Raw genomic sequence first — 18,939 nt, 5'->3', positions numbered from 1 at the left:
CGAGTGTTTAACGTCAGACTGTTTTTCTGACGCAGGAGTAATAATGAAATTTGAGTTAGATACCACCGATGGTCGCGCTCGCCGCGGCCGTCTTGTGTTTGAGCGCGGCGTTGTTGAAACGCCAGCATTTATGCCCGTTGGCACTTACGGCACCGTAAAAGGGATGACGCCGGAGGAAGTTGAAGCGACCGGCGCGCAAATCATCCTCGGCAATACCTTCCACCTGTGGCTGCGCCCAGGCCAGGAGATTATGAAGCTGCACGGCGACCTGCACGACTTCATGCAGTGGAAAGGGCCGATTCTCACCGATTCCGGCGGTTTCCAGGTATTCAGCCTGGGCGATATTCGTAAGATCACCGAGCAGGGCGTGCACTTCCGCAACCCGATCAACGGCGATCCCATTTTCCTCGATCCAGAAAAATCGATGGAGATTCAATACGATCTCGGTTCTGACATTGTGATGATCTTCGACGAATGTACGCCTTATCCGGCGGACTGGGATTACGCTAAGCGCTCGATGGAAATGTCTCTGCGCTGGGCGAAGCGCAGCCGCGACCGTTTCGACGGTCTGGGTAACAAAAACGCGCTATTTGGCATCATTCAGGGAAGCGTTTACGAAGATTTACGTGATATCTCTGTTAAAGGTCTGGTAGATATTGGCTTTGATGGCTACGCTGTCGGCGGTTTGGCTGTTGGCGAGCCGAAGGAAGATATGCACCGTATTCTGGAGCACGTCTGCCCGCAGATCCCGGCCGATAAGCCGCGATATCTGATGGGCGTCGGTAAGCCGGAAGATCTGGTTGAAGGGGTGCGCCGCGGGATCGACATGTTCGACTGCGTCATGCCGACGCGCAACGCGCGCAACGGCCACCTGTTCGTTACCGATGGCGTGGTGAAAATCCGCAACGCGAAGCACAAGAGCGATACTGCGACGCTGGATGCGGAGTGTGATTGCTACACTTGTCGCAATTATTCACGCGCTTACTTGCATCATCTCGACCGTTGCAACGAAATATTGGGTGCGCGCCTCAATACCATTCATAACCTGCGTTATTATCAGCGCTTAATGGCTGGTTTACGCAAGGCTATCGAAGAGGGTAAATTAGAGAGCTTCGTGACCGATTTTTACCAACGTCAAGGTCGAACCGTTCCACCTTTGAACGTTGACTAATTTTAATAATGAGGGAATTTCAATGAGCTTTTTTATTTCTGATGCGGTAGCAGCAACCGGTGGCGCAGCGCAGGGCAGCCCGATGTCTCTGATTCTGATGCTGGTGGTGTTTGGTCTGATTTTTTACTTCATGATCCTGCGTCCACAGCAGAAACGTAGTAAAGAACATAAAAACCTGATGAGCTCCATCGCCAAAGGTGATGAAGTGCTGACGAACGGTGGTCTGGTCGGGCGTGTCACTAAAGTCGCTGAAAGCGGATACATTGCTATCGCGCTGAACGATACCACTGAAGTGGTTATCAAACGTGACTTCGTAGCTGCCGTTCTGCCGAAAGGCACTATGAAGGCGCTGTAATTACCCATTTTCCCTAAGGGAACTGCCGTGTTAAACCGTTATCCTTTGTGGAAGTACGTCATGCTGGTCGTCGTTATTGTCGTCGGCTTAGTGTATGCGCTTCCCAACCTGTATGGTGAGGATCCGGCTGTTCAAATCACTGGCGCGCGCGGAGTCGCCGCCAGTGAGCAAACGCTGATCCAGGTCCAGAAAACACTACAAGAAGAAAAAATTACCGCGAAGTCTGTGGCACTGGAAGAGGGCGCAATTCTTGCGCGCTTCGACACCACCGATATCCAGCTGCGCGCGCGCGAAGTGCTGATGGGCGTGCTGGGTGACAAATACGTCGTGGCGCTTAACCTTGCTCCGGCAACCCCGCGCTGGCTGGCGGCCATGTATGCCGAACCGATGAAGCTGGGCCTCGACCTGCGCGGCGGCGTGCACTTCCTGATGGAAGTCGACATGGACACCGCGTTGGGCAAACTGCAGGAACAAAATATTGACAGCCTGCGCGGCGAGCTGCGTGATAAAGGCATTCCTTACGCGACCGTGCGCAAGGAAGACAACTATGGTCTGAGCATCGCTTTCCGCGACAGCGCGGCGCGTGACCAGGCTATCTCATATCTTAGCCCTCGTCATCGCGATCTGGTTATCTCTACTCAGGGCAGCACTGGCCTGAAAGCGGTGATGACTGACGACCGTCTGAAAGAAGCCCGCGAATATGCCGTTCAGCAGAACATCAATATCCTGCGTAACCGTGTAAACCAGCTGGGCGTTGCCGAACCTCTGGTTCAGCGTCAGGGTTCCGACCGTATTGTGGTTGAGCTGCCTGGTATCCAGGATACCGCGCGTGCGAAAGAGATTCTGGGCGCGACCGCGACGCTGGAGTTCCGTCTGGTTAATACCAACGTTGATAGCTCTGCTGCTGCCTCTGGCCGCGTACCGGGCGACTCTGAAGTGAAAAACACCCGTGAAGGCCAGCCGGTTGTGCTGTACAAACGTGTGATCCTCACCGGTGATCACATCACCGACTCGACGTCGAGCATGGATGAGTACAACCAGGCGCAGGTGAACATCTCGCTGGATAGCGCAGGTGGTAACATTATGTCTAACTTCACTAAGGACAATATCGGTAAACCGATGGCGACCTTGTTCGTGGAGTATAAAGACAGCGGTAAGAAAGATGCCAACGGTCGCGCGATTCTGGCGAAAGAGGAAGAGGTGATTAACATCGCCAACATCCAGTCTCGTCTGGGTAACAGCTTCCGTATCACCGGTATCAGCAACCCGACCGAAGCGCGTCAGCTCTCTCTGCTGCTGCGTGCCGGTGCGTTGATTGCGCCGATTCAGATTGTTGAAGAACGCACCATTGGTCCAACTCTGGGTATGCAGAACATCAAGCAGGGCCTGGAAGCGTGTCTGGCCGGTCTGGTGGTCTCTATCCTGTTCATGATCTTCTTCTACAAGAAGTTCGGCCTGATTGCGACCTCAGCGCTGATTGCTAACCTGGTGCTGATTGTCGGCATTATGTCCCTGATTCCAGGGGCGACGCTGACCATGCCGGGTATTGCGGGGATCGTCTTAACCCTTGCGGTGGCGGTCGATGCGAACGTTCTTATTAACGAACGTATTAAAGAAGAACTGAGTAACGGGCGCTCTATACAGCAGGCGATCCATGAAGGCTATGCTGGTGCTTTCAGTTCCATCTTTGATGCCAACATTACGACGCTAATCAAAGTTCTTATCCTGTACGCGGTCGGTACCGGTGCCATTAAAGGGTTTGCGATCACCACCGGTATCGGTGTTGCAACCTCAATGTTTACCGCTATCGTCGGCACCCGTGCCATCGTGAACCTGCTGTACGGCGGCAAGCGCGTTAAAAAGCTGTCTATCTGAGGAGTGCGTTGTGGCACAGGAATATACTGTTGAACAATTGAACCATGGCCGTAAAGTCTGGGACTTTATGCGCTGGGACTACTGGGCCTTTGGCATTTCAGGTTTTTTGCTGATTTTGTCCATCGCCATTATTGGCGTGCGCGGGTTTAACTGGGGTCTGGATTTCACCGGCGGTACGGTGATTGAGATTACCCTGGAAAAACCCGTCGATATGGACGAGGTGCGTGTGTCGCTGCAAAAGGCGGGCTTTGAAGAGCCGCAGCTGCAGAACTTCGGCAGCAGCCGCGACATCATGGTCCGTATGCCGCCGGTGCATGACGCCAACGGCAGTCAGGAACTGGGTAGCAAGGTCGTTAACGTGATTAACGAATCAACCAGCCAGAGCGCGACGGTCAAACGAATTGAATTCGTCGGGCCAAGCGTCGGGGCCGACCTTGCTCAGACCGGTGCGCTGGCGCTGATAGCGGCGCTGGTGTGTATCCTGATCTACGTCGGTATCCGTTTTGAATGGCGTCTGGCGGCCGGGGTTGTTATCTCATTGGCGCACGACGTGGTGATCACTATGGGCGTGCTGTCGCTGCTGCATATCGAGATTGACCTGACCATCGTGGCATCGTTGATGTCGGTCATCGGTTACTCGCTAAACGATAGCATCGTGGTATCTGACCGTATTCGTGAAAACTTCCGTAAGATTCGCCGCGGTACGCCGTACGAAATCTTCAACGTGTCGTTGACGCAGACGTTGCACCGTACCTTGATCACCTCCGGGACCACCTTAATGGTTATCCTGATGCTGTATCTCTTCGGTGGCCCGATTCTGGAAGGCTTCTCGCTGACCATGTTGATTGGTGTCTCCATCGGTACGGCTTCTTCTATCTACGTGGCGTCCGCACTGGCGCTGAAGCTGGGCATGAAGCGCGAGCATATGCTGCAGCAGAAAGTCGAGAAAGAAGGGGCGGATCAGCCGTCAATTCTGCCGTAAGGCAATTGCACGTTGATAAACGAATCCCGGTCGCAAGGCCGGGATTTTTTTATTACAGTTGTCCGGATTTTGGTTACTCTCCAGTATCAACGTGAAATGACATGGAGAATTGCCAATGGCTGTCGTAACTCTTTCCCCCGTTGCTCAACCTACCCTCTGGCACGATGTGCCTTGCGTTACTCTCAACGATGAGACTTTGCGTCAACGCAGGGCTAAGGTACTGGCGAATATGCGTCAGCAGGCGTTAGATACGCTTATCGTGTATGCCGATAAAGAGCATGGCGGCAATTTCGAGTATCTCACCGGGTTTATTCCCCGTTTCGAAGAGGCTCTGCTGGTGCTGCATCAGGACGGTGAGGTGGTGCTGGTGTTGGGTAATGAGAACCTCAAGCTGGCAGGATATGCCCGGCTGGATAATCGGGTCATCCACGCCCCGTGGTTTTCGTTGCCGAACCAGCCGATGGAAACCACGAAAACGCTGGCGCAGTTGCTGCAGGATGCGGGAGTGATAGCGGAAAAGAGGATAGGGCTGGCCGGTTGGAAATTATTCACGGGTGTACCTGACGACCGTTCGCAGATGTTCGATCTGCCTGCTTTTATCGTTGATGCCATTCGCCAGGCCACCGGGCCGCAGGCGAAATTAACCAACGCCACCGGCATTTTTATCAACCCGGAAAGCGGGGTGAGAATCACCAATAATGCCAATGAGCTGGCGCACTATGAGTATGGCGCCAACCTGGCCTCCACGGCTATTATGACTGCCCTTAATACCATTGCTCCGGGTAAAACGGAAAAGCAAATTGGCGCGCTGCTGGCGGCGGAAGGCCAACCCAATAACGTGGTGATGATTGCTGCGACCGGCGATCGCTTTGCTCACGCGAATCTTTATCCCGGTGACAAGGTTATTCAGCATGGGGATAAATTCTCGCTGACCACCAGCTTCAAAGGCGGGCTAAGCAGCCGTGCTGCCTATGTGGTGGCGGATGAGAGCGAACTTGCGCCCGAAGTAGCGGATTATCTCGAGGTGGTGGCGAAGCCCTATTTTAATGCGGTGGTGACCTGGCTGGAAAATCTGCGTATCGGCATGTGTGGTGGTGATATGTATGCGCTAATCGAGCAAGTGTTGCCGAAGGCGGAGTATCACTGGCATTTGAATCCAGGACACCTGGTCGCTGATGAAGAGTGGCTGTGCTCGCCTATCGGACCCAATTCAACGGCATGCTTACAGAGTGGAATGATACTGCAAATTGACATCATTCCTTCCCGGGCGGGCTATGGTGGCGCAAGCATTGAAGATACCGTGGCGCTTGCTGATGGCGCGCTGCGTCAGGCGCTGGCGCAGAACTACCCCGAGCTTTGGCAACGAGTGGTCGCCCGCCGGAAGTATATTCGCGAGCAATTGGGTATCTTGCTTCCTGAAGAAGTGCTGCCATTTTCCAACACTGTGGGATACCTGCGTCCGTGGCTGTTAAGCCCCGAGCGTGCGCTGATTTGCACACCCTACTGACATAATGCTGTCAGTAGCCCTGTCATACACTCCTCCTGAACCCAAACAATGGACAGGAGGATGTATGAATAACGTGATTAACTGGTTTGAGATTCCGGTTGCGGATATGGATCGTGCCGTGGCGTTTTACGAGCCAGTGATGCAGGTGACGCTGAAGCGGGAGAATATGGACTGTGCTGAAATGGCGGTATTTCCTTATCAGGATCCTGCTCCCGGCGGCGCGCTGGCAAAGTTCGACGGAGTTAAGCCTTCCGATCAGGGATGCATTATCTATCTGCATACTGACAATCTGGCGGCTACGCTCGATCGTGTAAATTCGGCGGGCGGAAGCTGTGTTTTTGGCCCGCTTGAGCTGGCGGATGATATTGGCACTATTGCCCTGTTTATTGATAGCGAGGGTAATCGGATTGGCCTTCACCAACCAGCGTAAATGAGATAACAGAAATGAGCCGACGCGCCGACCGCCTTTTTCAAATCGTCCAGATCCTGCGCGGTAGAAGGTTAACCACAGCCGGGCTACTGGCCGAGCGGCTTGGTGTGTCGGAGCGCACGATTTACCGTGATATTCGCGATCTGTCGCTCTCTGGCGTGCCGGTGGAAGGGGAGGCAGGAAGCGGCTACCGACTACTGGCGGGCTACGATTTACCTCCGCTGATGCTAACGACCCAGGAGTCCGAAGCGCTGGTGGCGGCGATTCGGATGCTGCAGACTTGGGGCGGCGCGTCGTTGTCTCAAGCGCTGGAGTCGGCGCAGGAAAAAGTGCTGGCGATTTTGCCCGCGGAGAGTCGGCGCAAGGCGGAACAGTCGCGCTTGTTTGCTCCGGACTTTGGCGCTCAGGGCTACACTAAAGACCAGTTTGATTTAGTTCATCGGGCGGTTTCTGGTCAGCAGGCGCTGGCGCTGCACTATCGTGATGAGGCCGGAAACGTGTCGCAGCGCGAAGTGCTGCCGCTGGGGCTTTTTTTCTGGGGAGAACGTTGGCTGCTGGTAACCTGGTGCGAGCTGCGTGAGGATTATCGCTGTTTTCGCCTTGATCGGTGCCTGGATATTGTCATGACCGGGCGTCATTTCAGCGAACGAGCCGATCGTTCATTGAGCGATTTTATGCGTAAGGTGAGATGCGAAGAGCGCTAATGATGAGGTATCCCCGGCGCGGACGCCGGGGAAAACAGAGCAGATTAGAAGTTGTAACCGACTACGAGGTAACCACCCCAGCCGGTAGAACGGACGTTAAAGTCGCCGTTGCCGAAGTTCAGCTTAGCGTCGTCCGCCCATTGGCCACCGTTATGCCAGTAACGCGCCACGACAGAGTAGTGCCAGTGATCGTAGTTCAGGGCCAGGATATGGCTGGAAGCGATGGAGTTGCTGGTGCGCGCATGCTTGCCGTTCATATCATAGAAGTTGTCATCGCCCAGATCGGAACCCCAGTCAAAGTTGGTGAAGCCGATATAGCTCAGTGAACCGCCCCACAGATCGGTCAGCGGCACAAAGTATTTCACTTTGAAGCGGTAGCCGTCCCACTCATTTTCGTTGGACGCTGCGTAGTTCTGCCACTGGTATTTCGCATAGACGTTCAGGGACAGACTCATCGGCAGACCGGTATCGATGTCGGTACCCAGACCCATATACCAGGTGCTCTGACGACCGGACTTGTTGCGGCCCATATCGTAGATGTAGTTGTTCGCGAAATACCACTCTTTGAACGGACCGAAGCTGAGGTCAGTACCAGTCAGTTTGTCGATAGAGAAGCGTGGCTCAATTTCCATAAACAGCGGCGAACCGTGGTTCCAGATACCTTTTGCGTCGGTGTTACCACCGAAGAAGACCGGCGCATCCATATAGCCATAGAAATCAAACCAGTCTTTCTTGGCGAACGCTTCATATTCCAGATAGGTATCGTTACGGATCTGCGGCCCAAAACGGGTGTGATAGCTACCCACCACGTTTACACTCTGGTGCCACCAATCAGACAGATACTGCGGTTTGTCGTTTTCTGCCGCGCTGACAGAGAAAGATGCGGAGAGCGCAAGAGCGGCGCCCGCTGCCAGTAATGTTTTTTTCATAATGATGCCACTGTTTAAATTAAGCCTGAAGGCGTTAAAAGAATCGCCGAAGCGTTTCTAAATATTTCGTATTTCTGTGGCGTCTATTATAGGAATCATTGCTCACAAAAATATGTGTTGTTTCACATAACGAACATATACGTAATCGATTGCGTTCACGATTTTATGCATTTCTTGACAAAATGCCACTGAAATTCATAAATGCTGTCAATTTTTAGTGAACCGATCGGAAAATCTGTAAATGGATTTTCAGTGCAGGGAAGCGCCGGATGTTTGTGATATCCGGCGGAAGGTGTTACTGCATATTTGCGGGCTGAATATCGTGGATACGGATAAAACCAACTTGTTCCGGCGTGACGCCATTCAGGCGCAGTGGAATATCGACATCGCTGGGTGCCAGCGTGCTTGCCGGGGCGCTAATCAGCTGATCCTGCACGTTCACTTCCTGATAATTCTCAGTCGTACCGCTGATTTGTCCTGAAGCCACTGTTGCGCTAAATGCCGGCAGCGGATCGTTGGATTCGCCCTGAATGCGCAGCGTCAACCTGGTTCCGTCACCATCTGGCGTGATATTGAGCAGCGACATGCGCAGAGTACCGATCTGGCTGTTCAATCGCGCTGGCGTTTTTGCGTCCGGCAGCAGATAAACGCCGCGGGTCGATTTTGCATTCAGGACGTTTTGCTGGGTGATTTTTACCGTTTGCTGATTGAGCTGGGTCATCTCTTTGCTCAACGTACTCACGCTCTGGTTCATCTGGCGGACTTCGCTTTGCTGTGCACAGGCGCTGAGGGTGAAAAGGCTACCCATAATGGCCAGTTTTAAATAACGTCTTGTCATGGTTGGGATTCCGTTAACAGAGGATGCTTAATGGTAGACTGTTCGAGTAAGCGCACTATAGATCCTTTATCTCAAAAGCTCTTCCTTTGTTGTCGCGTCACTTCGCGGTAAACTACCTGTTAGTTTAATTACATGTCAGGACGCGCTATGCATTGCCCTTTCTGTTTCGCCGTAGATACCAAAGTTATCGACTCTCGTCTGGTGGGCGAGGGCTCTTCCGTGCGCCGCCGTCGCCAGTGTCTGGTCTGTAATGAACGTTTTACGACGTTTGAAGTGGCGGAGCTGGTGATGCCGCGGGTCGTAAAAAGCAACGATGTGCGTGAACCCTTCAATGAAGAAAAACTGCGTAGCGGAATGTTGAAAGCCCTGGAGAAACGTCCAGTCAGCTCTGACGACGTGGAAATGGCTGTTAACCACATTAAAACGCATCTGCGTGGGACCGGCGAGCGCGAAGTACCGAGCAAAATGATTGGCAACCTGGTGATGGAGCAGCTGAAAAAGCTCGATAAAGTGGCCTATATCCGCTTTGCTTCCGTCTATCGCAGCTTTGAAGATATCAAAGAGTTCGGCGAAGAGATCGCCCGCCTACAGGACTAAGCTATGCTGGACGAAATGTACATGGCGCGGGCGCTCAAGCTGGCCGCGCGCGGACGCTTTACCACTCATCCCAACCCGAATGTCGGCTGCGTGATCGTCAAAGATGGCGAGATCGTCGGTGAAGGTTTTCACTACCGTGCTGGCGAACCTCACGCTGAAGTCCACGCGCTGCGTATGGCCGGTGAAAAAGCCAAAGGCGCGACGGCTTACGTCACGCTGGAGCCCTGCAGCCATCATGGGCGTACGCCGCCGTGCTGCGAAGCGCTGATTGCCGCGGGCGTTTCTCGTGTGGTTGCTGCGATGCAGGACCCGAATCCGCAGGTGGCGGGGCGCGGTCTGTACCGTCTGCAGCAGGAAGGCATCGACGTCAGTCACGGGCTGATGATGAACGAAGCTGAAGCGCTGAATAAAGGTTTTCTCAAGCGGATGCGTACCGGATTTCCTTATATCCAGCTTAAAATGGGCGCATCGCTGGATGGCCGTACGGCGATGGCTAGCGGTGAAAGCCAGTGGATCACCTCGCCTCAGGCGCGTCGCGACGTGCAGCGTCTGCGTGCGCAAAGCCACGCCATCCTTACCAGCAGCGCAACCGTGTTGGCGGATGACCCGGCGCTGACCGTTCGCTGGGACGAGCTCAACGCCGAAACCCAGGCCTTGTACCCACAGGAAAATCTGCGCCAGCCTTTACGGGTTGTTATCGATAGCCAGAATCGCGTGACCCCACAGCATCGCATTGTGCAGCAGGCGGGTGAGACGCTGTTTGCCCGCACTCACGAAGATGCTCGTCAGTGGCCGGAAAACGTGCGCAATCTGCTGGTTCCTGAGCATAACGACCATCTCGATCTGGTGGTGCTGATGATGCAACTGGGTAAACAGCAAATTAATAGTATTTGGGTCGAAGCGGGGCCAACGCTTGCCGGTGCGCTGTTGCAGGCCGGGTTGGTGGACGAGCTTATCGTCTACATTGCGCCTAAACTGTTAGGCACCGACGCACGCGGATTATGCGCGCTACCGGGGCTTGAGAAACTTAACCAGGCACCCCATTTCAAATTCAACGAGATACGTCATGTAGGCCCGGATATTTGCCTGCATTTAGTGAACGCTTGATTTCCCCGGACAAAAGGGAAAGCAGTGCGCCGATTAATATGATAGAATCCGCCCCCCTTGCGGGGCCAAGTGAACCCGAAGGAAGAGTATGAACATTATTGAAGCTAACGTTGCTACCCCGGACGCCCGCGTCGCCATCACCATTGCGCGTTTCAACAACTTTATCAATGACAGCCTGCTGGAAGGTGCGATTGACGCCCTGAAACGTATTGGCCAGGTCAAAGATGAAAACATTACCGTTGTTTGGGTTCCAGGTGCGTATGAGCTGCCGCTGGCGACTGACGCACTGGCGAAAACCGGTAAATATGATGCGGTGATCGCGCTGGGTACCGTTATCCGTGGCGGCACTGCGCACTTTGAATATGTGGCTGGCGGAGCAAGCAATGGCCTGGCGCATGTCGCTCAGGACAGCGGAATCCCGGTAGCCTTCGGTGTTCTGACCACTGAAAGTATTGAACAAGCCATCGAGCGTGCTGGCACCAAAGCCGGTAACAAAGGCGCTGAAGCAGCGCTGACTGCGCTGGAAATGATTAACGTATTGAAAGCCATCAAGGCCTGATTTTTGTAAGGGGAATTCCGTGAAACCTGCTGCTCGTCGCCGCGCCCGTGAGTGTGCTGTCCAGGCGCTTTACTCCTGGCAGTTGTCCAAAAACGACATCGCTGATGTCGAATACCAGTTCCTGGCGGAACAGGATGTGAAAGATGTTGACGTTCTGTATTTCCGTGAACTGCTGACCGGAGTGGCGACTAACAGCGCGTACCTCGACGGCCTGATGAAGCCGTACCTGTCCCGTCTGCTGGAAGAGCTGGGTCAGGTGGAAAAAGCGGTACTGCGAATTGCGCTGTTTGAGCTGTCAAAGCGTAGCGATGTCCCGTACAAAGTTGCGATTAACGAAGCCATTGAACTGGCGAAAACCTTTGGCGCTGAAGATAGCCACAAGTTTGTCAACGGCGTGCTGGATAAAGCAGCCCCGGTAATTCGTCCCAACAAAAAGTAAACTCCAGGGCCGGATTTGCAGATTTTCTTTCCTGCAAATCTGGCCTTATTCTTTCTTTTGCTGAGGCATAACGTATGGCATGCGGCGAATTTTCCCTGATTGCCCGTTATTTTGATCGTGTTAAAAGCGCTCGTCTTGATGTTGAAACCGGCATTGGCGACGACTGCGCGCTCCTGAATATCCCCGAGAAAAAAACGCTGGCAATCAGCACCGACACCCTGGTGGCGGGAAACCATTTTTTACCTGACATCGACCCTGCCGACCTCGCTTATAAAGCGCTGGCGGTGAATCTGAGCGACCTTGCGGCAATGGGCGCGGAACCAGCGTGGTTAACGCTGGCCCTGACCCTGCCGGAAGCAGACGAAGCGTGGCTTGAAGCCTTTAGCGACAGCCTGTTTGTCCAGCTCAACTATTACGATATGCAGTTGATTGGCGGCGATACCACACGTGGGCCGTTGTCGATGACGCTGGGTATCCACGGCTTTGTGCCGACAGGGCGCGGGCTGAAGCGCTCCGGAGCGAAGCCTGGCGACTGGATTTACGTCACCGGAACGCCGGGTGACAGCGCCGCGGGGCTGGCGATTTTGCAGGACAGGCTTCAGGTTGAAGATGCGCCCGATGCTGATTACCTGCTGGCACGCCACCTGCGTCCGCTGCCGCGCGTTCTGCAGGGGCAGGCGCTGCGCGATCTGGCAACCTCAGCTATCGATCTCTCCGATGGCTTGATTTCCGACCTGGGTCATATTCTTAACGCCAGCAGTTGCGGCGCGCGCGTCGATCTCGATGCGATGCCGTTCTCCGAGGCTTTGCAGCGTCAGGTTGAAACGGAACAGGCGTTGCGTTGGGCACTCTCCGGCGGCGAAGATTATGAGCTGTGCTTTACCGTTCCTGAACTGAACCGTGGGGCGCTGGACGTCGCCCTCGCCAATCTCGGCGCGCGTTTCACCTGCATTGGCCAGATTCTCCCGGAATCGGAAGGCCTGCAATTTATCCGCGAAGGCAAGCCTGTCACGCTCGATTTTAAGGGATATGACCATTTTGGCGCGTAGTAAAGATGTGGCGAAAAGCCGCCTGAATATGCTTAACCCCTGGCACCTGCTGGCGACGGGGTTTGGTAGCGGTCTGAGCCCAGTGGTGCCCGGAACAATGGGGTCGCTGGCGTCGATTCCGTTCTGGTATCTGATGACCTTTCTTCCCTGGCAGCTGTACTCGCTGGTGGTGATGATGAGCATTTGCATCGGCGTCTATATCTGCCATCGTACGGCGAAAGATATGGGTACCCACGATCACGGCAGTATCGTCTGGGACGAGTTTGTCGGGATGTGGATAACCCTGATGGCTTTACCGACGTTGGACTGGCAGTGGGTCGCCGCCGGGTTTGTGATTTTCCGTATTTTTGATATGTGGAAACCATGGCCGATCCGTTGGTTTGATCGCAACATTCATGGCGGGATGGGGATCATGGTAGACGATATCGTCGCCGGGGTGATTTCCGCCGGGGTGCTGTACGTGATAGGTCACCACTGGCCGATTGGTCTTTTCTAAGCACAGTAAACTCCAGGTCAGCAGCTTCCCGGAGGCGGTGCTGCGCACCTGCCCGGGCTACCTAATCCGCAGATCGCGCAGGACCCGTAGCCCGGCTTAGCGTAGCGCGAGCCGGGAATCTTGTGGGAACAGAGCGCTACTTGAACCCGACAATCGGGTGCGGTTTATACGGCATCTCCAGCTTTTCAATCTGCTCCGGTGTGAGCGTTAAATCGACTGCATGTAGCAGCTCGTCCATTTGCTCCTGCCTCGATGCGCCGATAATTGGCGCGGCCACGCCGGGTTTGCTCAATAGCCAGGCCAGCGCGACCTGGGCGCGATTGGCGTCAAGCTCCTCCGCTACCTCGGCCAGGTTGTTGGCAATTAATTCATCGTTTTCATCCGTTGCGTTGTAGAGCGCCTTACCGACTTCATCCGATACCAGTCGGGCGGTAGTTTCTCCCCAGGGACGAGTCAGGCGACCGCGCGCCAGTGGGCTCCACGGCATCACCGCGACGCCTTCGCGGCTGCACAGCGGCAACATCTCATTTTCTTCTTCGCGGTAAATCAGGTTGTAGTGATCCTGCATGGTCACGAAGCGCGCCCAGTTGTTTTGCTCCTGCAACATCAGAGCCTGAGCGAACTGCCGGGCATGCATCGACGACGCGCCGATATAGCGAGCCTTACCCGCCTTAACCACATCGTTTAGCGCCTCCAGGGTCTCTTCAATGGGCGTGCTGTAATCCCAGCGATGGATTTGCAGCAGATCGACATACTCCATGCCGAGGCGGCGCAGGCTATCGTCAATGGAACGCAGAATCTGCGCCCGCGACAGGCCCTGCGGTAGATCACCCACCTGATGATAAACCTTGGTAGCAACGATAACCGAGTCGCGGCGGGCATACTCACGCAGCGCGCGGCCGAGGATCTCCTCACTGCTGCCGTCAGAATAGTTGTTTGAGGTGTCGAAAAAATTAATGCCGCCTTCCAGAGCGTGCTTTATCAGCAGGCGGCTGCTCTCTTCCGGTAAGGTCCAGGCATGGTTACCGCGATCCGGTTCGCCAAAGGTCATGCAGCCGAGGCAAAGCCGGGAAACGCGCAGATCGGTATCACCAAGGGGAATGTAATGCATAATGCGCTCCTGCTACTTTAAGGGGTATCCTTTAAGCATAGCAGGAGCACCAGGAGGGATTATGCTAGCCAGGTATTGATTTTGGCTTCTATACCAGCGGCATCCAGGCCGAGCTCGGCGTGAACTTCTTCCTGAGTCCCTTGCGGGATAAAGAAATCAGGCAGGCCCAGATTCAGCACCGGCACCACACGGCGACGGGCCATCAGCAGTTCATTCACGCCGCTACCCGCGCCACCCATAATGGCGTTCTCTTCCAGGGTCACCAGCACGCCATGTTCTGCGGCAAGCTGTAGGACCAGCGACTCGTCCAGCGGTTTGGCAAAGCGCATATCCACCAGCGTGGCGTTAAGATTTTCCGCCGCTTTTGCCGCTTGCGGCAGCAACGTGCCGAAGTTCAGAATTGCGATTTTCTCGCCTTCACGTTTCACCACGCCTTTACCGATAGGCAGTGAGGTCAGCGGCTCAAACGCTGCGCCGGTGCCGGAGCCACGCGGGTAGCGCACCGCGCTCGGACCCTCGTTATAGTGATAACCGGTGTACAGCATCTGGCGGCATTCGTTCTCATCACTCGGGGTCATAATGACCATATCCGGAATGCAGCGCAGGAAAGAGATATCAAACGCGCCCTGATGGGTCTGACCATCTGCGCCGACAATCCCCGCGCGGTCGATAGCGAACAGTACCGGCAGCTTCTGGATGGCGACATCGTGAATCACCTGATCATAGGCGCGCTGCAGGAAGGTAGAGTAAATTGCGACCACTGGCTTATAGCCGCCAATTGCCAGCCCGGCGGCAAAGGTCACCGCATGCTGCTCAGCAATCGCGACGTCGAAATACTGGTCGGGATATTTTTTGGAAAACTCGACCATCCCGGAACCTTCGCGCATCGCTGGCGTAACGGCCATCAGTTTGTCGTCCTTGGCCGCGGTTTCGCACAGCCAGTCGCCGAAGATTTTCGAGTAAGAGGGGAGGCCGCCGCTGCTTTTTGGCAGCACGCCGCTGGTGTGGTCGAATTTAGGCACCGCATGGAAGGTAATCGGGTCTTTTTCGGCTGGCTCATAGCCGCGACCTTTTTTGGTCATAATATGCAGGAACTGCGGCCCCTTGAGGTCGCGCATGTTCTTCAGCGTATTGACCAGACCGATAACATCATGACCGTCCACCGGTCCAATGTAGTTAAAGCCCAGCTCTTCAAACAGCGTCCCCGGAACCACCATCCCTTTGATGTGTTCCTCGGTGCGTTTGAGCAGCTCTTTAATCGGCGGTACGCCAGAGAAAACCTTTTTGCCGCCTTCGCGCAGCGTGGAGTAGAGTTTTCCAGAAAGCAGTTGCGCCAGATGGTTGTTTAGCGCGCCCACATTTTCGGAAATCGACATTTCATTGTCGTTCAGCACCACCAGCAGATCGGGTTTGATATCGCCCGCGTGGTTCATTGCTTCAAACGCCATCCCGGCGGTGATTGCCCCGTCGCCGATCACGCAGACCGCACGGCGCTGCTTATCTTCTTTCGCGGCGGCGATAGCGATGCCGATCCCGGCAGAGATAGAGGTAGAAGAGTGGCCGACGCTCAGGACGTCATACTCACTTTCTCCGCGCCACGGGAAGGGATGCAGGCCGCCTTTCTGGCGAATAGTGCCGATTTTGTCACGGCGACCGGTCAGAATTTTATGCGGGTAGGCCTGGTGGCCGACGTCCCAGATAAGACGGTCGAACGGCGTGTTATAGACGTAGTGCAGCGCCACGGTTAGCTCTACCGTGCCGAGACCAGAAGCAAAATGCCCGCTGGAACGGCTGACGCTGTCCAGCAGATAACGGCGCAGTTCATCGCACAGTTTCGGTAGGCTATCTTTCGGCAACAAACGCAACTCCTGGGTGGAATCCACCAGCGCCAGGGTCGGGTATTTGGCAATATCAAAACTCATCAGAGACTCATTTATTGTTTATTTATCACGCTGAATTATGTAATTCGCGAGCGCTTCCAGTGCCGTAGTATCCAGAGATTGCGCGGCCAGCTCATTTAGCGACTGGCGGGCGTCGGTAATCAGGTCATGGGCCTTTTTCCGGGCTTGCTCAAGTCCCAGGAGAGCGGGGTAGGTACTTTTTCCCAACTGCTGGTCGGCTCCCTGACGTTTGCCAAGGGTCGCAGTATCCCCTACCACGTCGAGAATGTCATCCTGGACCTGGAAGGCGAGGCCGATATTTTCTGCGTAACGATCAAGAGCTGGCAGCGCCCTGCGACCGGGTTCACCCGCGCTCAGCGCGCCCATTCTCACCGCCGCGCGAATGAGCGCTCCGGTTTTGTGGCGATGGATGCGTTCCAGCGCCTGCAGGTCAACCTGATGCCCTTCCGCTTCCAGATCCAGCGCCTGACCCCCGCACATTCCGGCGATGCCGCTAGCCTGCGCCAGTTCAGAAATCATTGCCAGACGATTGCGGTCCGCGACTTCTGGCATCGGCGCATCACTCAGTATAGAAAACGCCAGCGTTTGTAGCGCGTCCCCGGCAAGAATTGCGTTCGCTTCACCGAATTTTATATGGCAGGTCGGCTGGCCGCGGCGTAAATCGTCATCATCCATGGCCGGCAGGTCGTCGTGTATCAGTGAGTAAGCATGAATACATTCGACGGCAGCGGCGGGGGCATCCAGCGTGGTACGGCTAACGCTAAACATGTCGCCAGTAGCGTAAACCAGAAATGGACGCAGGCGTTTGCCGCCTAATAATGCACCGTACTGCATCGCTTCGACCAGCGGAGTGTTCTGAAAGGGCTGCGGGGCGATAAAGCGGCGCAGCGCTTCATTGGCCTGCTCAACGCATGCCTGTAGCTGTTGCGGGAAGTTCATTTATTCAGCGTCCGGCGTAAAAGGCGTGAGCGGCGCGTCTTCGCTATCCGCCAGCAAAATTTGTACGCGCTGTTCGGCCTGCTGCAGTTTTGCCTGCCCCTGGCGGGCCAGCTGTATTCCGCGCTCAAATTCGCCGAGTGCGTCTTCTAACGGTAGTGAGCCGCTTTCCAGACGAGTGACTATTTGCTCCAGCTCGCCCAAGGCGGTTTCAAAGCTGGCCGGGGCTTCATTTTTCTTTGGCATAGTGAATATAGACTCTTGTTATGTCTCGATGGCTATCAATATGGTAACGAAGTCGAGCGGTTAATCAAATAACGCGCAATGCCAGGTGAAAAGCGTCCAATAGTGGTATACTCCGCGCCCTGGATGCAGACGCCGGTTGCGCCTGTACAACTTTTTATGCTCAAAGCCCAGTCGGGCTTGCCAACGAACTATTGTCGCCATGAAGTTTATCATTAAATTGTTCCCGGAAATCACCATCAAAAGCCAATCTGTGCGATTGCGCTTCATTAAAATCTTAACCGGGAACATTCGTAACGTTCTCAAAAACTATGATGAGACGCTTGCCGTCGTTCGTCATTGGGATCATATCGAAGTCCGGGCAAAAGATGAAAATCAGCGCCTGGCTATTCGCGATGCGCTGACGCGTATTCCGGGTATTCACCATATTCTGGAAGTCGAAGACGTTCCTTTCACCTCGCTGCACGATATTTTCGAGCAGACGCTGCCGTTGTGGCGTGAAACGCTGGAAGGTAAAACCTTCTGTGTGCGCGTCAAACGTCGCGGTAAGCATGAGTTTACCTCTATCGAAGTGGAACGCTACGTCGGCGGCGGTCTTAACCAGCACATTGAAACGGCGCGCGTAAAGCTGACTGACCCCGATATCACGGTGAACCTGGAGATCGAAAACGATCGTCTGCTGCTGGTAAAAGGGCGTTATGAAGGTATCGGTGGTTATCCCATCGGAACTCAGGAAGACGTGCTGTCGCTGATTTCCGGCGGTTTCGACTCCGGCGTTTCCAGCTATATGCTGATGCGTCGTGGCTGCCGTGTGCACTACTGCTTCTTTAATCTCGGCGGCGCTGCGCATGAAATCGGCGTACGTCAGGTGGCGCATTATCTGTGGAACCGCTTCGGCAGCTCCCACCGCGTGCGTTTTGTGGCGATTAATTTCGAGCCGGTGGTAGGCGAAATTCTTGAGAAAGTCGACGACGGCCAGATGGGCGTCGTGCTCAAACGTATGATGGTCCGTGCGGCGTCGAAAGTCGCTGAGCGCTACGGCGTGCAGGCGCTGGTAACCGGCGAAGCGCTGGGGCAGGTTTCCAGCCAGACGCTGACCAATCTGCGCTTAATCGACAACGTCTCTGATACGCTGATCCTGCGTCCGCTGATCTCACACGATAAAGAGCACATTATTAACCTGGCGCGTGAAATCGGCACCGAAGATTTTGCCCGCACGATGCCGGAATACTGCGGCGTTATCTCGAAGAGCCCGACCGTGAAAGCGGTGAAGGCGAAGATTGAGGCGGAAGAAGAGCACTTCGATTTCAGCATCCTTGAGAAAGTGGTGGCGGAAGCGAATAACATTGATATTCGCGATATTGCCCAGCAGACCGAGCAGGACGTGGTGGAAGTGGAAACCGTCAGCGGTTTCGGCCCTAACGACGTTATCCTCGATATTCGTTCTGTTGATGAGCAGGATGAAAGGCCGCTGAAGGTAGAGGGTATCGATGTGGTTTCCCTGCCGTTCTACAAGCTGAGCACTAAATTCGGCGATCTCGACCAGAGTAAAACCTGGCTGCTGTGGTGCGAACGTGGCGTCATGAGCCGCTTGCAGGCGCTGTATTTGCGTGAGCAGGGCTTTGAGAATGTTAAGGTGTATCGTCCGTAGATTTTCCTGACGCAGGCGTAAGCATTGAAAACGGCAACCCTGGATTGGGTTGCCGTTTT

General features: G+C 54.7%; 20 protein-coding genes. 14 read left to right on the top strand and 6 right to left on the bottom strand.

Features of this window, described 5'->3' with window-relative positions; all coding sequences use genetic code 11:
- Positions 1-43 precede the first annotated feature (43 nt).
- The 7 genes from tgt (at position 44) to AC07P6_RS23730 (ending at position 7,024) form a co-directional block, all read left to right on the top strand.
- A complete protein-coding gene (gene tgt, locus AC07P6_RS23760) occupies positions 44-1,171 on the top strand; it encodes a tRNA guanosine(34) transglycosylase Tgt (protein WP_110273785.1) in 1,128 nt (375 codons plus the stop codon).
- 22 nt (positions 1,172-1,193) lie between these two features.
- Positions 1,194-1,526: a preprotein translocase subunit YajC gene (gene yajC, locus AC07P6_RS23755; RefSeq protein WP_110273784.1), complete on the top strand. Its 333-nt coding sequence runs from the start codon at positions 1,194-1,196 to the stop codon at positions 1,524-1,526.
- Between the two features lie 27 nt (positions 1,527-1,553).
- Positions 1,554-3,401 carry a protein translocase subunit SecD gene (gene secD, locus AC07P6_RS23750; RefSeq protein WP_110273783.1) on the top strand — a complete coding sequence of 616 codons (1,848 nt, stop codon included), beginning with the start codon at positions 1,554-1,556 and terminating at the stop codon, positions 3,399-3,401.
- A 10-nt stretch (positions 3,402-3,411) separates the two neighbouring features.
- Positions 3,412-4,383: a protein translocase subunit SecF gene (gene secF / locus AC07P6_RS23745; protein ID WP_110273782.1), complete on the top strand. Its 972-nt coding sequence runs from the start codon at positions 3,412-3,414 to the stop codon at positions 4,381-4,383.
- 115 nt (positions 4,384-4,498) lie between these two features.
- The gene (locus AC07P6_RS23740) at positions 4,499-5,890 is read left to right on the top strand and encodes a M24 family metallopeptidase (protein WP_478314853.1); all 1,392 of its coding nucleotides are present in this window, start codon (positions 4,499-4,501) and stop codon (positions 5,888-5,890) included.
- A gap of 64 nt (positions 5,891-5,954) precedes the next feature.
- Positions 5,955-6,320 carry a VOC family protein gene (locus AC07P6_RS23735; RefSeq protein WP_112214118.1) on the top strand — a complete coding sequence of 122 codons (366 nt, stop codon included), beginning with the start codon at positions 5,955-5,957 and terminating at the stop codon, positions 6,318-6,320.
- 14 nt (positions 6,321-6,334) lie between these two features.
- Positions 6,335-7,024 (top strand): helix-turn-helix transcriptional regulator, encoded by a 690-nt coding sequence (locus tag AC07P6_RS23730; protein ID WP_182236700.1) that lies wholly within the window; start codon positions 6,335-6,337, stop codon positions 7,022-7,024.
- 44 nt (positions 7,025-7,068) lie between these two features.
- Here the strand turns inward: AC07P6_RS23730 and AC07P6_RS23725 are convergent, their stop codons facing one another.
- A complete protein-coding gene (locus AC07P6_RS23725) occupies positions 7,069-7,953 on the bottom strand; it encodes a nucleoside-specific channel-forming protein Tsx (protein ID WP_182236702.1) in 885 nt (294 codons plus the stop codon).
- A 295-nt stretch (positions 7,954-8,248) separates the two neighbouring features.
- Positions 8,249-8,791: a SadB/YajI family lipoprotein gene (locus tag AC07P6_RS23720; protein ID WP_478314852.1), complete on the bottom strand. Its 543-nt coding sequence runs from the start codon at positions 8,789-8,791 to the stop codon at positions 8,249-8,251.
- Positions 8,792-8,938: 147 nt separating this feature from the next.
- On the opposite strand from AC07P6_RS23720, the gene nrdR reads away from it, so the two are divergent.
- The 6 genes from nrdR (at position 8,939) to pgpA (ending at position 13,038) form a co-directional block, all read left to right on the top strand.
- Positions 8,939-9,388, top strand: coding sequence for a transcriptional regulator NrdR (gene nrdR, locus AC07P6_RS23715; protein ID WP_110273776.1), 450 nt, complete (start codon positions 8,939-8,941; stop codon positions 9,386-9,388).
- A gap of 3 nt (positions 9,389-9,391) precedes the next feature.
- Complete coding sequence (ribD, locus tag AC07P6_RS23710) at positions 9,392-10,495, top strand: bifunctional diaminohydroxyphosphoribosylaminopyrimidine deaminase/5-amino-6-(5-phosphoribosylamino)uracil reductase RibD (protein ID WP_182236706.1); 1,104 nt, start codon at positions 9,392-9,394, stop codon at positions 10,493-10,495.
- Positions 10,496-10,583: 88 nt separating this feature from the next.
- On the top strand, positions 10,584-11,054 hold the full coding sequence (gene ribH, locus AC07P6_RS23705; protein ID WP_110273774.1) for a 6,7-dimethyl-8-ribityllumazine synthase: 471 nt from the start codon (positions 10,584-10,586) through the stop codon (positions 11,052-11,054).
- 19 nt (positions 11,055-11,073) lie between these two features.
- Positions 11,074-11,493 carry a transcription antitermination factor NusB gene (gene nusB, locus AC07P6_RS23700; protein WP_110273773.1) on the top strand — a complete coding sequence of 140 codons (420 nt, stop codon included), beginning with the start codon at positions 11,074-11,076 and terminating at the stop codon, positions 11,491-11,493.
- A 74-nt stretch (positions 11,494-11,567) separates the two neighbouring features.
- Positions 11,568-12,542: a thiamine-phosphate kinase gene (gene thiL / locus AC07P6_RS23695; protein WP_182236708.1), complete on the top strand. Its 975-nt coding sequence runs from the start codon at positions 11,568-11,570 to the stop codon at positions 12,540-12,542.
- Positions 12,523-13,038 carry a phosphatidylglycerophosphatase A gene (pgpA, locus tag AC07P6_RS23690; protein ID WP_304256564.1) on the top strand — a complete coding sequence of 172 codons (516 nt, stop codon included), beginning with the start codon at positions 12,523-12,525 and terminating at the stop codon, positions 13,036-13,038. Before thiL ends, pgpA begins: the two co-directional genes overlap by 20 nt.
- A gap of 136 nt (positions 13,039-13,174) precedes the next feature.
- Here pgpA and AC07P6_RS23685 read toward each other — a convergent pair whose 3' ends face one another.
- The 4 genes from AC07P6_RS23685 to xseB are packed head-to-tail and all read right to left on the bottom strand — an operon-like array spanning position 13,175 to position 17,232.
- Entirely contained in the window at positions 13,175-14,149 is a 975-nt protein-coding gene (locus AC07P6_RS23685) for an aldo/keto reductase (RefSeq protein ID WP_478314851.1), read from the bottom strand.
- A 59-nt stretch (positions 14,150-14,208) separates the two neighbouring features.
- Entirely contained in the window at positions 14,209-16,071 is a 1,863-nt protein-coding gene (dxs, locus tag AC07P6_RS23680; RefSeq protein WP_478314850.1) for a 1-deoxy-D-xylulose-5-phosphate synthase, read from the bottom strand.
- An 18-nt stretch (positions 16,072-16,089) separates the two neighbouring features.
- Complete coding sequence (gene ispA, locus AC07P6_RS23675; protein WP_434659986.1) at positions 16,090-16,989, bottom strand: (2E,6E)-farnesyl diphosphate synthase; 900 nt, start codon at positions 16,987-16,989, stop codon at positions 16,090-16,092.
- Positions 16,990-17,232: an exodeoxyribonuclease VII small subunit gene (gene xseB / locus AC07P6_RS23670; protein ID WP_110273767.1), complete on the bottom strand. Its 243-nt coding sequence runs from the start codon at positions 17,230-17,232 to the stop codon at positions 16,990-16,992.
- Between the two features lie 199 nt (positions 17,233-17,431).
- Between xseB and thiI the strand changes: the two genes are divergently transcribed.
- A complete protein-coding gene (gene thiI, locus AC07P6_RS23665) occupies positions 17,432-18,880 on the top strand; it encodes a tRNA uracil 4-sulfurtransferase ThiI (RefSeq protein WP_478314849.1) in 1,449 nt (482 codons plus the stop codon).
- Positions 18,881-18,939 lie beyond the last annotated feature (59 nt).

The organism is Klebsiella sp. GFKo11, from assembly GCF_056490265.1.
This window is presented reverse-complemented; position numbering and strand designations above follow the sequence as displayed.